Below are 15,725 nucleotides of genomic sequence, written 5' to 3' on the forward strand. Positions count from 1 at the left end.
GTGTCGGAAATCACAGCCAGCCGGGCACGATCAGCACGGCCCAGGCCAGCGCGGGCCCGGCGACGACCACCAGCCCGCTGTAGATCAGGAAGCGACGGAACAGCTTGTCGCGCTCGCCCTCCGGCGCATTGGCCAGCACCAGCGCGCCATTGGTCGAGAAGGGGCTGACATCCACAATGGTGGCGGAGATGGCCAGCGAGGCGATCATGCCCGCCACGCCGATCTCGCCCCCGGCCAGGAAGGGCACGGCCAGCGGGATGATGGCCCCCAGCACGCCGGTGGAGGAAGCGAAGGCCGAGACGACGCCGCCGATGTAGCAGAGCAGCAGCGCCGCCAGCAGCGGCGAGCCCAGCCCGGCCACGCCGTTGGAGACGCTGTCGATGGCCCCCGACTTCTGCAGCACGCCGACATAGGTGATGACGCCCGCGATCAGCAGCACCGTGGACCAGCTCACCTTGTCGATGGCGCCCTTCTGCGCATTGGGCGACAGCAGCGCCAGGACCACGGCGATGGTGATGGCCACCATGCCCACATTCAGCCCGAAGGCCAGCGAGCCGACGCCCAGGATGATCAGCCCCGCCAGGGTCAGCATCTGGTCCCGCGTCGCGCTCTTAGGGATGTGGTGCTCGTTGTTCGGCGCGGCGGGGGTGCCGCCATGGCCGGTGACGGGCAGCGAGGCGCGGCCGCCTTCCTCGAATTCCTCATGGAGGCTTGTGTCGCGCCGGCCGATCAGCCTGGCGCCGCCGAAGGCGAAGAAGACGCCGATGGCCACGACAAGGTTGAAGATCAGGCTGGCCAGGAACAGCACCGTCTCGTCGCCCGGCAGGCCGGCGCGGTCCACGATCTGGTTGGTGATGCCGCCATAGATCGAGATGGGGGAGAAGCCGCCGCCCTGGGCGCCATGCACCACCAGCAGGCCCATCATCAGCGGGTCGATACGGTAGTGGCGGGCGAAGCGCAGCGCGATGGGCGCGATGATCGCCACCGCCGCCGGGCTGACCGCGCCCACCGCCGTCAGCACCGCCGCCACGCCGAACATCACCCAGGGAATGGCGACAACGCGGCCGCCGACCATCCGCACCGCCCAATGCACCAGCAGGTCGATGGTGCCGTTCTTCTGCGCGATGGCGAAGAGATAGGTGATGCCGACCAGCGTGACGAAGAGGTCGCCAGGGAAGCCCGCCAGGATGGCATTGGCACTCATGTTCACGAAGAACGTGCCGATCAGGAAGGCCAGCGCGAAGGCCAGCGCACCCATGTTGATCGGCAACGCGGTGCCGACGATGAACATGATGACCAGCCCCAGGATTGAGGCGATGGCAGGAGACACGGCGGACGTTCCTTGTTGCTTGTGGTCTTCGGCGGCTGCCCTCGCGGCCAGCGCCTTTCGTCATCCGGCCATGGGCCGGCGGTGGTTCAGGCGGCCGGCTTCTCGCCCGTGTCGGAGGAGCCGCCCAGCAGGCGCGGAAGATAACCCGATCGTCCCTTGGGCGGTACCAGGGCCGGCAGCGCCAGCATGGCATCCACCGCCGCCGAACGCGCCACGGCACCGGAGCGGGTGAAGGCCTCGTGGTTCGCCTCGATGCTGTCGGGATCGTAGAGGTAGTTGACCATGATGCCGTGGGATTCGGTCATGCCGCGCGGCGCGGTATTGCCCAGCCAGTTGATCCGCTCCAGCCGCGCGCCATTGCCCAGGTGGAAGCGCGCCACCGGGTCGATATTGCCCATGCCGGTATTGGGCCGCGTCAGGTATTCCGCCACCAGGCGCAGCAGCGGCGGGCGCAGCGCCGCCTCCTTCGCCGGGTCCAGCCACCATTCGCCGGAGGCCATGGCATCCAGCACGGCGGCACCCGTGGGCTGTTCCGCACCCTCCTCAACGGGGTGCAGGGCCAGGATGGCGGCCTCTTCCTCCGGCCGCAGCACATCGGCGCTGCGTTCCAGCCGCCGCTTCAGCCAGCGGCGGAAGCCGGGCACGGGCGAGAGGGTGGAGAAGAACTTCACCTGCGGCAGCTCTGCCTTCAGTTCCTCGACCACCTGCTTGATCAGGAAGTTGCCGAAGGAAATGCCGCGCAGCCCGTCCTGGCAGTTGGAGATGGAATAGAAGATCGCGGTATCGAAGCCCGGCGCCGCGCCATCCACCGGCGAGAGCAGCGGCTGGATGGCGCCGGCGAGCCCCTTCACCAGCGCCACTTCCACGAAGATCAGCGGCTCGCCCGGCAGGGCACGGTGGAAGAAGGCGAAGCAGCGGCGGTCCGGCGCCAGGCGGCGGCGCAGGTCGTCCCAGCCCATGATCTCATGCACCGCCTCGTAGTCGATCAGCTTCTCCAGGATCGCCGCCGGCGTGTCCCAGTCGATCCGCCGCAGTTCCAGGAAGCCGCGGTTGAACCAGGAGGAGAAGAGGTGGTGCAGGTCGGTATCCAGCGGCTTCAGCTCGGGCTGCTTCTTCAGCACCTGCAACAGCTCCCGCCGCAGCTCCACCAGCGTGGCGGTGCCGCCGGGCGCCATGTTCATGCGGCGCAGCACCTCCTGGCGCGGCGGCTCCGCCTTCTCGAACAGGGTGGTGGCGCGGGCGGCGGAGGGGTCTTCCAGATAGGCCTGGGCCGCGGCGCGCAGCTCGGCCTCGTCGGGCACGAATTCGCTGGCCAGGAACTGGCGGAAGGCGGCGCGGTCCTCGGTATTGAGGTCATGCAGGACGGACAGCAGCTCCCGCGCCACTGCCGCGCCGGAAGCCTCGCCGCGCTCCGACAGCAGGGAGCGTGCCAGCAGCTCGGCCCGCACAAGGGGCGGCCGCGCGATGCCCGGAACATCGGCATAAGGACGGCCACGGTCGGCGATGCTGGACCACAGACGTTCAATCCAGGTGCGGGCACCCAGGGTGATGTCGATCGGCATGTGCTTTCCCCCCGCTGAGGCGGTTGTGCTGGTTCAGCAGTATTGGACAGCCCTGGGTGCAGGGCCAATGCAATTATGCGCGTGCGGCCTAGATGCTGGGCAACGCATGCACAGACACCTAGGAATGAGCCCGGCGCATATACTGGGCCAGTGCAGCACTGGCGGTCAGCATATGTACCCGCATCAACTGCGCCGCCTCCTCCCCCGCCCCGCGCAGCACCTGCTCCAGGATCGCGCCATGCTCGGCGAAGCTGCGCTCGATACGCCGGTCCTCGTGGAACTGGGCGCGGCGATAGGGCGCCAGCCGCAGCCGCAGGGCCAGGGCATGGTCCGCCAGCACGCTGTTATGAGTGCCGCGATAGAGCAGGTTGTGGAAGGCGCGGTTGTATTCGTCGTAGCTATCCAGCGCCGCCTTGTCTGGGTGGAAGTCGGCATGCAGGGTCTGCAGCCCGAAGCGTTCCGTCGCCGTCATCCGGAAGGTGGCGAGGCGGGCACACATGGCCTCGGTCTCCGCCATCAGCTCGAACATCTCGGCCAGCTGCTCCTGGGTCACGGAAGCGACGCGGGCGCCCCGGCGCGGCTCGATCACCACCAGGCCGGCGGCCGCCAGCTCCCGCAGCGCTTCCCGCGCCGGGGTGCGGGAGGCGCCGAAGCGTTCCGCCAGGGCGCTTTCGTCGATGACGCTGCCGGGGGCCAGGCGGCCAGCGGTGATGTCATCCGCCAGCCGCAGGCGGATGGTCTCGGCCAGGGTGGCGGGAGCGAGGGTGCTGCGTGTCATGTCAAGCCAGATGCTGCCTCGCCCGCGCTCCGGGCGAAAGGGCCCGGAGCCGGACGACTTGCGGCCTAGCCATGGGCAGCGCATGGTCGCGGCGGCCCAAAAGTGTCTTCCGGGAGGAATAGTTCATGCTCGATCACCCGAACCCCGCGCCTGAAGCCCCGACCCTTGATCCGCATGCGCTAGCGAAAGCGATCTCCGGGTTCCATTTCATTGGTGGGCGTTATACCCCAGCGCAATCTGGCCGTCGCTTCGATGTGGTGAATCCCGCCACCGGCGAGGCCGTGGCCCAGGCCGCCGATGGCGATGCCGCCGATGTGGAAGCCGCCGTCACCGATGCCGCCCGCGCCCAGAAGGAATGGGCCAAGGTGCCCGCCCGCAAGCGCGGCGCGCTGGTCTATCAGGCCGCCAACCTGATCCGCGAGCATGTCGAGGAACTGGCCCGGCTGGTGGCACTGGAAACCGGCAAGGCGCTGCGGACCGAAAGCCGCGTCGAAGCCAACAATGTCGCCGACATCTTCGAATTCTTCGGCGGCCTCGGGGGCGAGCTGAAGGGTGAGACCGTGCCCTTCGGCCCCGATGTGCTGAACATGACGATCCGGGAGCCGCTTGGCGTCGTCGGCGCCATCATCCCCTGGAACATCCCGATGATGCTGATGGCGCTGAAGGCCGCGCCCGCCATCGTCGCCGGCAATACGGTGGTGGTGAAGTCGGCCGAGGAAGCGCCGCTGGCCGTGCTGCGCATCGTGGAGCTGATGAACCGCGTGCTGCCGCCGGGTGTCTTCAACATCCTCTCCGGCCAGGGCCCGGAATGCGGCGCGCCTCTGGTGGCGCATAAGCTGGTGAAGAAGGTGACCTTCACCGGCTCCGTCGAGACCGGCAAGATCATCGCCCGCGGCTGCGCCGACAAGCTGATCCCGGTGACGCTGGAGCTGGGCGGCAAGTCCCCCATGATCGTCTTCGCCGACTGCGACTTCGAGAAGACGGTGGCCGGCGCCCTCACCTCCATGCGCTTCACCCGCCAGGGCCAGAGCTGCACGGCGGCGTCCCGCATCTTTGTCGAGCGCCCGATCTACGAGAAGTTCGTGGCCGAGATGGCCAGGCGCGTCGATGCCATGGTGATGGGCGACCCGCTGGACGAGAAGACGGACATCGGCACCATCATCTCGCCCGAGCAGTTCTCCAAGGTGCGCGGCTTCATCGAGGAAGGCGAGAAGACCGCCGGCGCCACCGGCCGCGCCTGCTCCGCCATGCCGAAGGACCCGGCGCTGAAGAAGGGCCTGTTCATCCAGCCCTATATCTTCACCGGCCTGGACAAGAGCAGCCGCCTGGTTCGCGAGGAGATCTTCGGCCCTGTCACCGTCGTCTTCCCCTTCGACGACGCGGAAGCCGTGCTGGCTGAGGCCAATGACAGCGAGTTCGGCCTCGCCGCCACGGTCTGGACCAACAACATGAAGATCGCGCTGCGCTTCGCCCATGCGCTGGAAGCCGGCCTGGTGCAGGTGAACCAGAACCTGGTGGTGCAGCCGAACCTGTCCTATGGCGGCGTGAAGAACTCCGGCCTCGGCAAGGAAGCCAGCCTGGAATCCATGCTGGAGCACTTCACGCACAAGAAGACCATCATGGTGAACATGGCGTAACCACGCCTTTCCCACGCGCGCGGCGGTAGGAAATCCGCCGCGCGCGTGGCAGTTTGCCGGCCGATGCGCACGCTGGCCCTGTTCAAGAATCCCCGCTTCCTCGTGATGCTGGCGCTCGGCTTCTCAGCCGGGGCGCCCTTGCCGCTGGTGCTGGGCATCCTGCGCCGCTGGATGACAGAATCCGGCATCTCGCTGACCGAGATCGGCATGACCGCGCTGATCGGCCTGCCCTATTCGCTGAAGTTCCTCTGGTCGCCGCTGCTGGACAATGCCATGCCCCCCGCCTTCCGGTCCTGGGGGCGGCGGCGCGGCTGGCTGGCGGTCATCCAGCCGCTGCTGATGCTGGCCATCCTGGCCATGGGCGCTTCCGACCCCGTGCTGATGCCGCTGGCCACCGTCTCGGCCGCCATCGCCGTGGCTTTCCTCTCGGCCAGCCAGGACATCGTCATCGACGCCTATCGCATCGAGTTCCTGGAGGAACGCGAGCAGGGCCTCGGCCTCGCCTTCTATGTCTGGGGCTACCGGCTGGCGTTGCTGGCGGTGGGCGCGGGCGTGCTGGCGCTGTCGGAATACACCGGCTGGTTCTGGGCCTTCGCCTATGCCGCCGCGCTGATCCTGGTGGGCTTCCTGGCCGTCTGGCTGGGGCCGGAAGTGCTCTCCCCCCGCCCGCCGGGCGCGCGGATGGGCATCGGCCAGCGCATCCGCACCGCGTTGATCGACCCCTTCACGGATTTCATGCGCCGGCCCTACTGGCTGGCCATCCTGCTCTTCGTCGCGCTGTTCAAGCTAGGCGAGGCGTTGGCCGCCGTCATGGTCACGCCCTTCCAGGCGCAGCTCGGCTTCACGCGGGTGGAGGTGGCACAGGTCGGCAGCGTCTTCGGCCTCTTCGCCACCCTGCTCGGCGCCCTGGCGGGCGGCTGGCTTGTCGCGCGCATCGGCACCGCGCGGGCACTGGTGCTGACCGGGCTGGGCCAGATGCTCTCCAACGTCATGTACATCTGGCTGGCCTATGCCGGGCATGACATGGGCGTCTTCTACCTGCAGACCGGCGTGGAGAACTTCACGGACGGCCTGGCCGATGCCGCCTTCCTCACCTACCTCTCGGCGCTGACGAGCCGGGCCTTCACGGCCACGCAATATGCGCTGCTGTCATCGCTGGCGGCGGTCGGCACCCGCACCGTGGGCGCCTTCAGCGGCTCCCTGGCGGAAGCCCTGGGCTGGCCGGCCTTCTACTTCATGACCATGCTGGCGGCGCTGCCGGCCATGGGCATCATGCTCTTCCTGCTGAAGCGCCTGCCGCCGGAGCCCAAGGCCCGCCCGGTGACGCTGGCGGCGGACTGATCAGGCGGCCGGCATCCGGAAGGTGAAGCGGGTCTCCTCCGGCGTGGAAGCCGCGCTCAGGGTGCCGCCATGGGCGCGGGCGATCTCGTCCGCGATATAGAGGCCGAGGCCGAGCCCCTCCGCGTTCCGGATGGCTCCGGCCCGGAAGAAAGGGCGGAACAACTGCCCCATCACGGCCGCCGGAATGGGCTCGCCGGCATTGGCCACGGAAAGCTCGAAGACCTCTGGACCCATCCGCGCCTCCACCCTCACCGGGCTGTCGGGGGCCCCGTGGGTCAGCGCATTGGCGACCAGGTTGGACAGCAGCTGGCCGATGCGGCCAGGGTCGCAGCGCAGCACGCCCACGGCGTCCAGGTTGCTCTCGATCACCCGCTTCGGATGGGCGGAGCGCAACTCGGCCACCACCTGCTCCAGCATCGCGCGCACCGGCGCCGCTTCCTGCGGCACCAGCGACAGCCCGCCGCCCAGGCGGCCGCGGGTGAAATCCATGACATTGTCGATCAGGCCGGACATGCGGCCGACACTGTTCTGGATCAGCCCGATGATCGGGTGCGCCGCCTCCGGCAGCGGCATCCGCGTCAGGACGCGGGTGGCCGCGGCGATCGAGGCCAGCGGGTTGCGCAGGTCGTGCCCCAGCACCGCGACGAACTGCTCCCGCAGGCCGCCGCTCTCCTGCTCCGTCAGCAGGTTGGCCTCGCTGGTCTCCACCCGCCGCAGGGCGTCCAGATGAAAGGCGATCAGGTCCGCGAAAAGCTTGAACATGCCGGTGACCTCCGGCGTGTTCAGCCGCATCGGGCGCGGGTCAATGGCGCAGAGCGTACCGAAGAAGCTGCCGTCCGGCAGCATGACCGGGACGGAGATATAGCTCTGGAAGCCGTAGAGCGAAGGCGTGTGGTGCCGGCGGAACACCGGGTCCTCGGCCACATGGTCGATCACCACCGCCGCGCGGCTGTCGCGGATCTCGTTGCAGATGGTGGTCTCGACCTTCAGTTCGCCGCCCGGCTTTAGGCCGAAGCCGATGTCATCCTGCACGCTTCAGGCGATCCAGCGATCCTCTGTCACCCGTGCGACGGCGGCGAAGCCCATGCCTGTAGTGCGGCACACCACATCGAGAATGGCCGGCACGGCGGCGATCCTCGCCACCGCGGCAACATCGGCGGCAAAGGGATCATCATTGGCGTCGCTCATTGCGGGCATGCTAGCGGCTCCGGCCACCAACGTCACGCCTCGGGCCAAGGGGCGCTAGACAGCCCAGGCGAGGTAGAGCGAGACCGTCAGCACCGACAGCACCGTGGTGACCAGGATGGTGGCCGAGGTGATGCGGGCTTCCCGCCGGTAGTATTCGGCCAGCATGAAAGGCCCGGTGCCGGTGGGCAGGGCCGCCAGCAGCACGGCGGCATGGGTGGTGGCGGCCGGCAGGCGCAGCGCCACCGCCAGCAGCCAGACCAGCGCCGGCATGACGACCAGCTTGCCGCAGGAGAGCAGCAGCGTGGCATTCAGGTCGCGCCCGCGCACCATGCCCTGCTGCGCCAGGAAGACGCCCAGCGCCACCAGGGCACAGGGCGATGCCGCCGCGCCCAGCAGCTTCAGGAAGGTTTCCGCCGGCGCCGGCAGCGCCACGCCCAGGCCCGAGGCCATGGCCCCCAGCAACGGGGCGACCAGCAGCGGGTTGCGGGCCAGGGCACGGTAGACCTTGGCGGCCAAGCGGCCAGGGTGCCGCTCCTCCTGCAAGCCGATCTCGATGCAGATGATGCCCTGCGCGAAGGCGACGCAGACGGTCAGAATGGTGCCGATGGTGACCAGCGGCAGGCTTTCCGGCCCCAGCGCCACCAGGCAGAGCGGGAAGCCCATGTAGCCGGAATTGGGATAGGCGGCGTTCAGCCCATCCAGGCTGGCATCGGCCAGCGGCCTGCCGAGGGCGCGGCGCAGCGCCACCATGGCGCCGAAGACCAGCAGCGAACCCAGCCAGAAGGCCAGCACGAAGCCCGGCTGCCACAGGGTGGACCAGCGGGTATGGGCCATGATGTCGAAGAGCAGCGCCGGCAGCGCCACCCAGACCACGAAGCGGTTCAGCTCCGTCATCGAGGCCGCGCCCAGCACGTCGCCCCGCCGGCAGAGGTAGCCCAGCAGGATCAGCCCAAAGACGGGCAGGACGACGCCGAGCGTGGTGAGCACAGGCCTAGAGCTTGTCGCCCCGCATCAGCCGGGACTTGTCCCGCTGCCAATCGCGCTCCGCGATGGCGTGGCGCTTGTCGGCCTTGGACTTGCCCTCGCCCACGCCCAGCACGACCTTGGCCAGGCCGCGGTCGTTGAACAGGATCTCCAGCGGCACCAGCGTGACGCCTTCACGCGTGATGGCGCCGGTCAGGGATTCCACCTGCTTCTTGTGCAGCAGCAGCTTGCGCGGCCGGCGCGGCTCGAAATGCGCCATGAAGCTGCCGGCCTGCCATTCGGGGATGTAGCAGTTGAACAGCCACATCTCCCCGTCCCGCTCGCCCGCCCAGGCATCGGCCAGGGCCGCGCGGCCGGAGCGGAGGGATTTCACCTCCGGCCCGATCAGCACGATCCCGGCCTCGAAGGTCTCACCGATCTTGTAGTCGAAGCGCGCCTTGCGGTTCTGCGCGGCGGTGCCGTGCGCGATCAGCGAGGATTTCTTCTTTTTGTCCTTGGCGGCCATTACGCTCTCAGTTCAGCAGCCCGGCGGAGACCATGGCGGCCTTCACGCGGGCACGGGTGGATTCCGCCACCGGCGCCATGGGCAGGCGGCAGAAGGCGGAGGACTTCGCCAGCAGGCTGGCGGCGTACTTCACCGGCCCGGGCGAGGTCTCGCAGAACATCGCGTCGTGCACCGGCAGCAGCCGGTCCTGAATGGCCATGGCCTCGGCAAAGTTTCCGGCGGCCCAGGCGGCATGCATCTCGGCGCAGAGGCGCGGCGCGATATTGGCCGTCACGCTGATGCAGCCATGGCCGCCGGCGGCCAGGAAGGCGAGCGCCGTATGGTCCTCGCCCGAGAGCTGGCAGAAGTCGGGGCCGATGGCGGCGCGGGTATGCAGCGGGCGCGCCAGGTTGGCCGTCGCGTCCTTCACGCCCACGATGTTGGGGTGCTTCGCCAGCCGCGCCATCGTCTCCACCGACATGTCCACGACCGAGCGGCCGGGGATGTTGTAGACCACGATCGGCAGGTCCACCGCATCGGCGATGGCGGTGAAGTGCAGGAACATGCCTTCCTGCGTCGGCTTGTTGTAGTAGGGCGTGACGATCAGCGCCGCATCGGCGCCGGCTTCCTTGGCGTGGCGCGTCAGCTCGATGGCCTCATCGGTGCTGTTGCTGCCGGTGCCGGCGATCACCGGCACGCGGCCGGCCGTGGCCTCGACGCAGAGTTCCACCACGCGGCGGTGCTCGTCATGTGAGAGGGTCGGGCTTTCGCCCGTGGTGCCGACGGGAATCAGGCCCTGGGTGCCTTCGGCGATCTGCCATTCGCAGAGTTCCTGGAAGGCTTTCGCATCCAGCGACCCGTCCTCGGCCATCGGCGTGATCAGCGCGACGAGGGATCCCTTGAACATCGGAGCGGCTTTCCTTCCGGGAGAGGCATTGGGTTCCGCCGGCAGTGCTGCCGGCGTCAGAGGCGCGAAGCTAGGCGCGGCGAGGCTCCGGGACAAGCGTTGCGGGAATGTTTCACCGCCCTTGGCAACCCGATGTCTTCGCGACAAGTGGGGTTTGATCGGCTAGGGTCCGCTCCGCCATGCGCCGCCCTTGCCCTGCTCCCGCTCGACGCCCCACCCGCGCCCTGCTGCTGGCGCCCCTGCTCTTCGGCCTGGCATTGCCGGCCGCCGCACAGCCCTGGGCCAATGAAAGCGCCCGCGCCGCCGGGCGCTCCGCCATCGCGGCGGCCAATGCCGGGCGCTGGCCGGATGCCGCGGCCCTGGCGGTGACGGCGGACCCGCTGGCGGCCAAGCTGGTGCAATGGATGCGCCTGCAGGTGCGCGGCATGGCCACGACGGAGGAGATCGCCGCCTTCCTCTCCGCCAACCCGGACTGGCCGATGCGCGCCACGCTGCTGGCCCGCGCCGAGGAACTGCTGCCCCTGATGCCCAGCGACGCGCTGGTGCTGCGACTTTATGAGCATGAGACACCGCGCAGCCTGGGCGCCGCGCAGGCACTGGCCGATGCCCGCCAGCGCCAGGGCGCCGACCCCCTGCCCATCCTGCGGCAGGCATGGCGAGAAGCCTCGGCGGAAGCGCCGGACGAAGCCGTCTTCCTGGCCCGCAACGCCGCCATCCTGACCCCCGATGACCACCGCTTCCGGTTCGAGCGCCTGGCCTGGGCCCGGCAGTTCGCCGCCGCCGCCCGGCTGCTGCCCATGCTGCCCGCCGAGGCCCAGGCCACCGCCAGCCAGCGCCTGGCCCTGGCCGCCGAGCGTCCGGGTGCCGAGGCGGGGTTGCCTGCCCGCCCCACCGACATCGGCATGGCCGCCGAATGGGCCCGCTTCCTGCGGCGCCAGGACCGCGATGCCGAGGCCGCCGCCGTCTGGCAGGCCGCCGAGCCGTTGCAGGAGAACCTGACGCCCCAGGCCGCCAGCGCCATCTGGACGGAGCGGCCGGTGCTGGCCCGCAAGCTGCTGCGGCTGGGCAACCCGCAGGCCGCCTGGCGCGTCGCCGCCCGGCACGGCCAGCCTGCCGATACCGCCGGGCTGCACGATGCCGAATTCCTGGCCGGCTTCATTGCCCTGCGAAGGCTGAACGACCCGGCGCTGGCCGCCCGCCACTTCGCCGTGCTGGGGCAGGACAGCAGCAGCGTCATCACCCGCACCCGTGCCCATTACTGGCGCGGCCGGGCCGCCGCCGCGCTGGGCCGCGCCACCGAGGCGCGCGACCACTATCTGGAAGCCGCCGCCCTGCCCACCGGCTTCTATGGTCAGCTTGGTGCCCTGGCGTTGGGGGAAACGGCGCCGCAGCTTTCCGCCCGCATCACCGCCGTGGTGCCGGCCACCCCCAGCGCCGCCGCCGCTTCCGCCTTCCTGGACAAGGAGCTGGCACGGGCGGTGGTGACCCTGGCGGACCTGGGCGATACCAACCGCGCCCGCACCTTCCTGCTGCGGATCGAGGATCTGGCGCCCGACCCCGCCACCCAGGTGCTGACGGCGCGGCTGGCCAATTCCATCGGGCGGCCGGACCACGCGGTCTGGGTCGCCCGCCGCTCCGGCATCGATGGCGTGATGCTGCTGCCGGAGGGCTACCCAACGCCCTACCCCGTCACCAGCACCGGTCTGGCCGAGCCCGCCTTCATCAACGCCATCAGCCGGCAGGAAAGCAATTTCGACCCCGCCGCCGTCTCCCCCGCCAATGCACGCGGGCTGATGCAATTGCTGCCAGGCACGGCGGCGCAGGTGGCGCGGCAGATGGGCGTGCCGACCCAGGTGGCCTGGCTGACCACGCAGCCGCAGCACAATATCATGCTGGGCTCGCAGTATCTGGCGGACCAGATCGCGCGCTTCGGCAACCTCGCCATGGCGGCGGCGGCCTTTAACGCCGGGCCGCGCCGGGTGGAGGAATGGCTGGTCACCTATGGCGACCCGCGCCTCGGCCCCACCGCCGATGGCGGCGACATGATCGACTGGATCGAGCAGATCCCCTTCAACGAAACGCGCAACTACGTGCAGCGGGTGGTGGAGAATGCCGTCATCTACCGGGCGCTGGACCCCGGCACGGCGGCCCTGGACCATCCGCTGAAGCCATGGCTGCCTTCGGGCAGCCTGATGCCGGCAACGGCGGCACGATGAGCAAGCATGCCGAGCTTCCGGCGAATTTGCCGGAAGCCGCTCCCTCCGCCATTCCTGCCGGCCTGCCGCGCTTCATCGCCAGCATGGGCGGGATAGGCTTCCTGCGCCCGGCGCCGGGCACCTGGGGCTCGGCCCTGGTGCTGCCGGTGGCGCTGGCGGGGTGGGAGGCAAGCCTCGCGCTGGGGCTGCTGCTGTCGCTGCTGGGCTGGTGGGCCCTGGTCCGGCTGCCGGAAGCGCGGCAGGACCCAAGCTGGGTGGTGGTGGATGAAGGCGCCGGGCAGTCCATCGCCCTGGCGGCACTGCCGGCGGCGGGCGTCACGGGCGTGCTGCTGGCCTTCCTGCTGTTCCGTGCCTTCGATATCCTGAAGCCCGGCCCGGTGGGCTGGGCCGACCGCCGCAAGGGCGCCGCCGGCGTCATGCTGGACGACATCATCGCCGGCGCCCTGGCCGCCGCCCTGCTGCTGGCCGCCCGCTGGATGGGAGTGACCCTGTAGCCATGCTGCCCCCCGAGATTCTGGAACAGGCCGAGCTGCTGCTGCAGATCCTGCAATCGCGCGGCATCACCCTGGCCACCGCCGAATCCTGCACCGGCGGGCTGGTGGCGGCGGCGGTCACGGCCGTCCCCGGTTCCTCCGCCACGCTGCTGGGCGGCTATGTCACCTATTCCAACGAAGCCAAGGCGAAGTCGGTGGGCGTGGACCCGGCGCTGATCGCCCGCCTCGGCGCCGTCAGCGGCGAGGTGGCGGCGGCCATGGCCGAAGGCGCGGCGCGCGAGTCGGGCGCCACTATGGGCATCTCCACTACCGGCATCGCCGGGCCTGGCGGGGGCACCGATACCAAGCCTGTCGGGCTGGTCTATATCGGCTTGGCCATGGCCGGGCGCCCGACGCGGGTGGAGCGCCATGTCTTCCCCGGAGACCGCACGGCGGTGCGGGCGGCGACGGTCGCCACCGCTTTCCGCATGGCGGCCGAAGAAGCCGCTGTTACTTCCCCTGGCAAAACGCACTGATCGCGGCTAGAAGCGGCCCCGCCATGATGACAGTCCTGCTGGTCCTGCACCTTATCGTCACCCTCGCGCTGATCGGCGTTGTGCTGCTGCAGCGCAGCGAGGGCGGCGGGCTCGGCATTGGCTCCTCCGGGGGCATGGGCTCGTTCATGACCGGGCGCGGCACGGCCAACCTGCTGACCCGCACCACCGGCGTGCTGGCCACGCTGTTCATGGTGCTGGCGCTGGCCATGGCGCTGCTGGGCCGCGGCCAGTCCCGCCCCGGCTCCATCCTGGACCTGCCGCCCGGCCCCGCCATCCCCTCGGTGCCGACCAGCCAGGCGCCGGGCCCGAACCCCAGCACCACGCAGCAGCCGACGACGACCCCGGCCCAGCCGGCGGCTCCGGCGCAGCCTTCGGTGCCGACGAACTGACATCGCCGCAGGCGGCGAGGTTTCCGGGCGCGGGAGGCGATGCCTCCGGCGCCCTTTTTGTGTGAGCAAGGCGCAGCGGGACCCGGGAGCCCGATGCGGCGCAGCAGAGCAGCGTTGCCGTTCTAGCGGGTTCCCGTGACCCCTGCGGCTTGGTAGAAAGGTGGCCCATGACGCGGTTCGTTTTCATCACCGGCGGCGTGGTTTCCTCCCTCGGCAAAGGTATCGCGGCGGCCAGCCTCGCTGCCCTGTTGCAGGCCCGGGGCCACAAGGTCCGCCTGCGCAAGCTCGACCCCTATCTCAACGTCGATCCGGGCACGATGTCCCCGTATCAGCACGGTGAGGTCTTCGTCACCGACGACGGCGCCGAGGCCGATCTGGACCTCGGCCACTATGAGCGCTTCACCGGCGTGCATGCGACCAAGGGGGACAGCTACACCTCCGGCCGCATCTATGCCGAGGTGATCGCGAAGGAGCGCCGGGGCGACTATCTCGGCGGCACCGTGCAGGTCATCCCGCACATCACCGATGCCATCAAGGAAGCCGCCACGGCCGACACGGACGGGCTGGACTTCGTGCTGATCGAGGTCGGCGGCACTGTGGGCGACATCGAGTCCCTGCCCTTCCTGGAAGCCCTGCGCCAGTTGCACAACGAGCTGGGCCCGCAGCGCAGCCTCTTCATGCACCTGACGCTGGTGCCCTACATCCCCTCGGCCGGCGAGCTGAAGACCAAGCCGACGCAGCACAGCGTCAAGGAGCTGCTGGGCCTGGGCATCCAGCCGCAGATCCTGCTCTGCCGCTGCGACCGCCCGATTCCCGAGAACGAGCGCCGCAAGATCGCGCTGTTCTGCAACGTGCGGCCCGAGAGCGTGATCCCGGCCCTGGATGCCAGCAGCATCTACGCGGTGCCGCTGCAGTACCACCAGGAAGGCCTGGACCGTGAAGTGCTGCGCCACTTCGGCATGTCGGTCTATGGCGAGCCGAAGCTGGACCGCTGGAACCGCATCGTCCATCGCCTGACCAACCCCGAGGGCGAGGTGAACATCGCCATCGTGGGCAAGTACATCTCGCTGCTCGATGCCTATAAGTCGCTGGCGGAAGCCCTGGTGCATGGCGGCATCCAGCACGGGGTGAAGGTTAACCTGAAATGGGTGGACAGCCAGGTCTTCGAGACGCCCAACGCGGTGGACCGCCTGGCGGGCATCCACGGCATCCTGGTGCCCGGCGGCTTCGGCGAGCGTGGCGCCGAGGGCAAGATCGAGGCCGTGCGCTTCGCCCGCGAGCACAAGGTGCCCTTCCTGGGCATCTGCTTCGGCATGCAGATGGCGGTGATCGAGGCGGCGCGGAACCTGGTGGGGCTGGAGAAGGCCTCCTCCACCGAGTTCGGCCCCTGCGAGGAGCCGGTGGTCGGCCTGATGACCGAGTGGCTGCGCGGCAACGAGCGTGAGAAGCGCGGGGCGGAGGGCGACCTGGGTGGCACCATGCGCCTGGGTTCCTACCCGGCCACGCTGGCCGAGGGATCGCTGGTGCAGCGGGTCTATGGCACCTCGGAGATCATGGAGCGCCACCGCCACCGCTACGAGGTGAATATCGGCTACCGCGAGCGGCTGGAGGAAGCCGGCCTGAAGTTCTCCGGCCTGTCGCCGGACGGGCTGCTGCCGGAAATCGTGGAATATCCCGATCACCCCTGGTTCATCGGCGTGCAGTACCACCCTGAGCTGAAGTCCAAGCCCTTCGATCCGCACCCGCTCTTCGCCGGCTTCGTCGGTGCCGCGGTGAAGCAGGCGCTGCTGGTCTAAGGGCCGATATCCGCGCAAAGGCGGCCAAGGGGCCGGGGGATTTGATCTCCCGGCCCTTTCTCTTGCCCGGCCTGCCCTTGCCC

The 15,725-nt window shown here is 69.4% G+C and carries 15 protein-coding genes; 7 read left to right on the forward strand and 8 right to left on the reverse strand.

Features of this window, described 5'->3' with window-relative positions:
• Window positions 1-10: 10 nt before the first annotated feature.
• From EBE87_RS08295 to EBE87_RS08305, 3 genes are all read right to left on the reverse strand, one after another.
• Complete coding sequence (locus tag EBE87_RS08295) at window positions 11-1,330, reverse strand: SLC13 family permease (RefSeq protein ID WP_120638023.1); 1,320 nt, start codon at window positions 1,328-1,330, stop codon at window positions 11-13.
• Between the two features lie 86 nt (window positions 1,331-1,416).
• Window positions 1,417-2,892, reverse strand: a complete 1,476-nt coding sequence (locus EBE87_RS08300; protein WP_120638024.1) for a malonyl-CoA decarboxylase — start codon at window positions 2,890-2,892, stop codon at window positions 1,417-1,419.
• Between the two features lie 118 nt (window positions 2,893-3,010).
• A complete protein-coding gene (locus EBE87_RS08305; protein ID WP_120638025.1) occupies window positions 3,011-3,670 on the reverse strand; it encodes a GntR family transcriptional regulator in 660 nt (219 codons plus the stop codon).
• A gap of 125 nt (window positions 3,671-3,795) precedes the next feature.
• Here EBE87_RS08305 and EBE87_RS08310 point away from each other — a divergent pair, with 125 nt between their 5' ends.
• Window positions 3,796-5,307: an aldehyde dehydrogenase family protein gene (locus EBE87_RS08310; RefSeq protein ID WP_120638026.1), complete on the forward strand. Its 1,512-nt coding sequence runs from the start codon at window positions 3,796-3,798 to the stop codon at window positions 5,305-5,307.
• 63 nt (window positions 5,308-5,370) lie between these two features.
• Window positions 5,371-6,648 carry an AmpG family muropeptide MFS transporter gene (locus EBE87_RS08315; RefSeq protein WP_120638027.1) on the forward strand — a complete coding sequence of 426 codons (1,278 nt, stop codon included), beginning with the start codon at window positions 5,371-5,373 and terminating at the stop codon, window positions 6,646-6,648.
• Here the strand turns inward: EBE87_RS08315 and EBE87_RS08320 are convergent, their stop codons facing one another.
• From EBE87_RS08320 to dapA, 5 genes are read right to left on the reverse strand one after another with little or no spacing between them, the layout of a single operon-like run.
• Window positions 6,649-7,680, reverse strand: coding sequence for a GAF domain-containing sensor histidine kinase (locus tag EBE87_RS08320; RefSeq protein WP_233553171.1), 1,032 nt, complete (start codon window positions 7,678-7,680; stop codon window positions 6,649-6,651).
• Window positions 7,681-7,683: 3 nt separating this feature from the next.
• Window positions 7,684-7,836 (reverse strand): hypothetical protein, encoded by a 153-nt coding sequence (locus tag EBE87_RS29645; protein WP_233553172.1) that lies wholly within the window; start codon window positions 7,834-7,836, stop codon window positions 7,684-7,686.
• 54 nt (window positions 7,837-7,890) lie between these two features.
• Window positions 7,891-8,823: an AEC family transporter gene (locus tag EBE87_RS08325; protein WP_120638028.1), complete on the reverse strand. Its 933-nt coding sequence runs from the start codon at window positions 8,821-8,823 to the stop codon at window positions 7,891-7,893.
• Between the two features lie 4 nt (window positions 8,824-8,827).
• The gene (gene smpB / locus EBE87_RS08330) at window positions 8,828-9,325 is read right to left on the reverse strand and encodes an SsrA-binding protein SmpB (RefSeq protein WP_120638029.1); all 498 of its coding nucleotides are present in this window, start codon (window positions 9,323-9,325) and stop codon (window positions 8,828-8,830) included.
• Window positions 9,326-9,332: 7 nt separating this feature from the next.
• Window positions 9,333-10,211, reverse strand: a complete 879-nt coding sequence (dapA, locus tag EBE87_RS08335) for a 4-hydroxy-tetrahydrodipicolinate synthase (RefSeq protein WP_120638030.1) — start codon at window positions 10,209-10,211, stop codon at window positions 9,333-9,335.
• Window positions 10,212-10,390: 179 nt separating this feature from the next.
• Here dapA and EBE87_RS08340 point away from each other — a divergent pair, with 179 nt between their 5' ends.
• From EBE87_RS08340 to EBE87_RS08360, 5 genes are all read left to right on the forward strand, one after another.
• A complete protein-coding gene (locus EBE87_RS08340; protein ID WP_120638031.1) occupies window positions 10,391-12,427 on the forward strand; it encodes a lytic transglycosylase domain-containing protein in 2,037 nt (678 codons plus the stop codon).
• Window positions 12,424-12,921, forward strand: a complete 498-nt coding sequence (locus tag EBE87_RS08345; RefSeq protein WP_120638046.1) for a phosphatidylglycerophosphatase A family protein — start codon at window positions 12,424-12,426, stop codon at window positions 12,919-12,921. The genes EBE87_RS08340 and EBE87_RS08345 overlap by 4 nt, the downstream gene beginning before the upstream one ends.
• A 2-nt stretch (window positions 12,922-12,923) precedes the next feature.
• On the forward strand, window positions 12,924-13,436 hold the full coding sequence (locus EBE87_RS08350; RefSeq protein WP_120638032.1) for a CinA family protein: 513 nt from the start codon (window positions 12,924-12,926) through the stop codon (window positions 13,434-13,436).
• Window positions 13,437-13,459: 23 nt separating this feature from the next.
• A complete protein-coding gene (gene secG / locus EBE87_RS08355) occupies window positions 13,460-13,846 on the forward strand; it encodes a preprotein translocase subunit SecG (RefSeq protein WP_120638033.1) in 387 nt (128 codons plus the stop codon).
• Between the two features lie 167 nt (window positions 13,847-14,013).
• Complete coding sequence (locus EBE87_RS08360; protein ID WP_120638034.1) at window positions 14,014-15,642, forward strand: CTP synthase; 1,629 nt, start codon at window positions 14,014-14,016, stop codon at window positions 15,640-15,642.
• The last annotated feature ends 83 nt before the right edge of the window (window positions 15,643-15,725 follow it).

This window comes from Teichococcus wenyumeiae, from assembly GCF_003696345.1.
GTDB classification, from domain to species: domain Bacteria; phylum Pseudomonadota; class Alphaproteobacteria; order Acetobacterales; family Acetobacteraceae; genus Pseudoroseomonas; species Pseudoroseomonas wenyumeiae.

Bases quoted from the DNA above. Each gene is read 5' to 3' on its own strand.
- EBE87_RS08305 (WP_120638025.1), bottom strand. From the start codon at position 3,670: ATGACACGCAGCACCCTCGCTCCCGCCACCCTGGCCGAGACCATCCGC.
- smpB (WP_120638029.1), bottom strand. From the start codon at position 9,325: ATGGCCGCCAAGGACAAAAAGAAGAAATCCTCGCTGATCGCGCACGGC.
- EBE87_RS08345 (WP_120638046.1), top strand. From the start codon at position 12,424: ATGAGCAAGCATGCCGAGCTTCCGGCGAATTTGCCGGAAGCCGCTCCC.
- EBE87_RS08315 (WP_120638027.1), top strand. From the start codon at position 5,371: ATGCGCACGCTGGCCCTGTTCAAGAATCCCCGCTTCCTCGTGATGCTG.
- EBE87_RS08300 (WP_120638024.1), bottom strand. From the start codon at position 2,892: ATGCCGATCGACATCACCCTGGGTGCCCGCACCTGGATTGAACGTCTG.
- EBE87_RS08350 (WP_120638032.1), top strand. From the start codon at position 12,924: ATGCTGCCCCCCGAGATTCTGGAACAGGCCGAGCTGCTGCTGCAGATC.
- secG (WP_120638033.1), top strand. From the start codon at position 13,460: ATGATGACAGTCCTGCTGGTCCTGCACCTTATCGTCACCCTCGCGCTG.
- EBE87_RS29645 (WP_233553172.1), bottom strand. From the start codon at position 7,836: ATGAGCGACGCCAATGATGATCCCTTTGCCGCCGATGTTGCCGCGGTG.
- EBE87_RS08340 (WP_120638031.1), top strand. From the start codon at position 10,391: ATGCGCCGCCCTTGCCCTGCTCCCGCTCGACGCCCCACCCGCGCCCTG.
- dapA (WP_120638030.1), bottom strand. From the start codon at position 10,211: ATGTTCAAGGGATCCCTCGTCGCGCTGATCACGCCGATGGCCGAGGAC.
- EBE87_RS08360 (WP_120638034.1), top strand. From the start codon at position 14,014: ATGACGCGGTTCGTTTTCATCACCGGCGGCGTGGTTTCCTCCCTCGGC.
- EBE87_RS08310 (WP_120638026.1), top strand. From the start codon at position 3,796: ATGCTCGATCACCCGAACCCCGCGCCTGAAGCCCCGACCCTTGATCCG.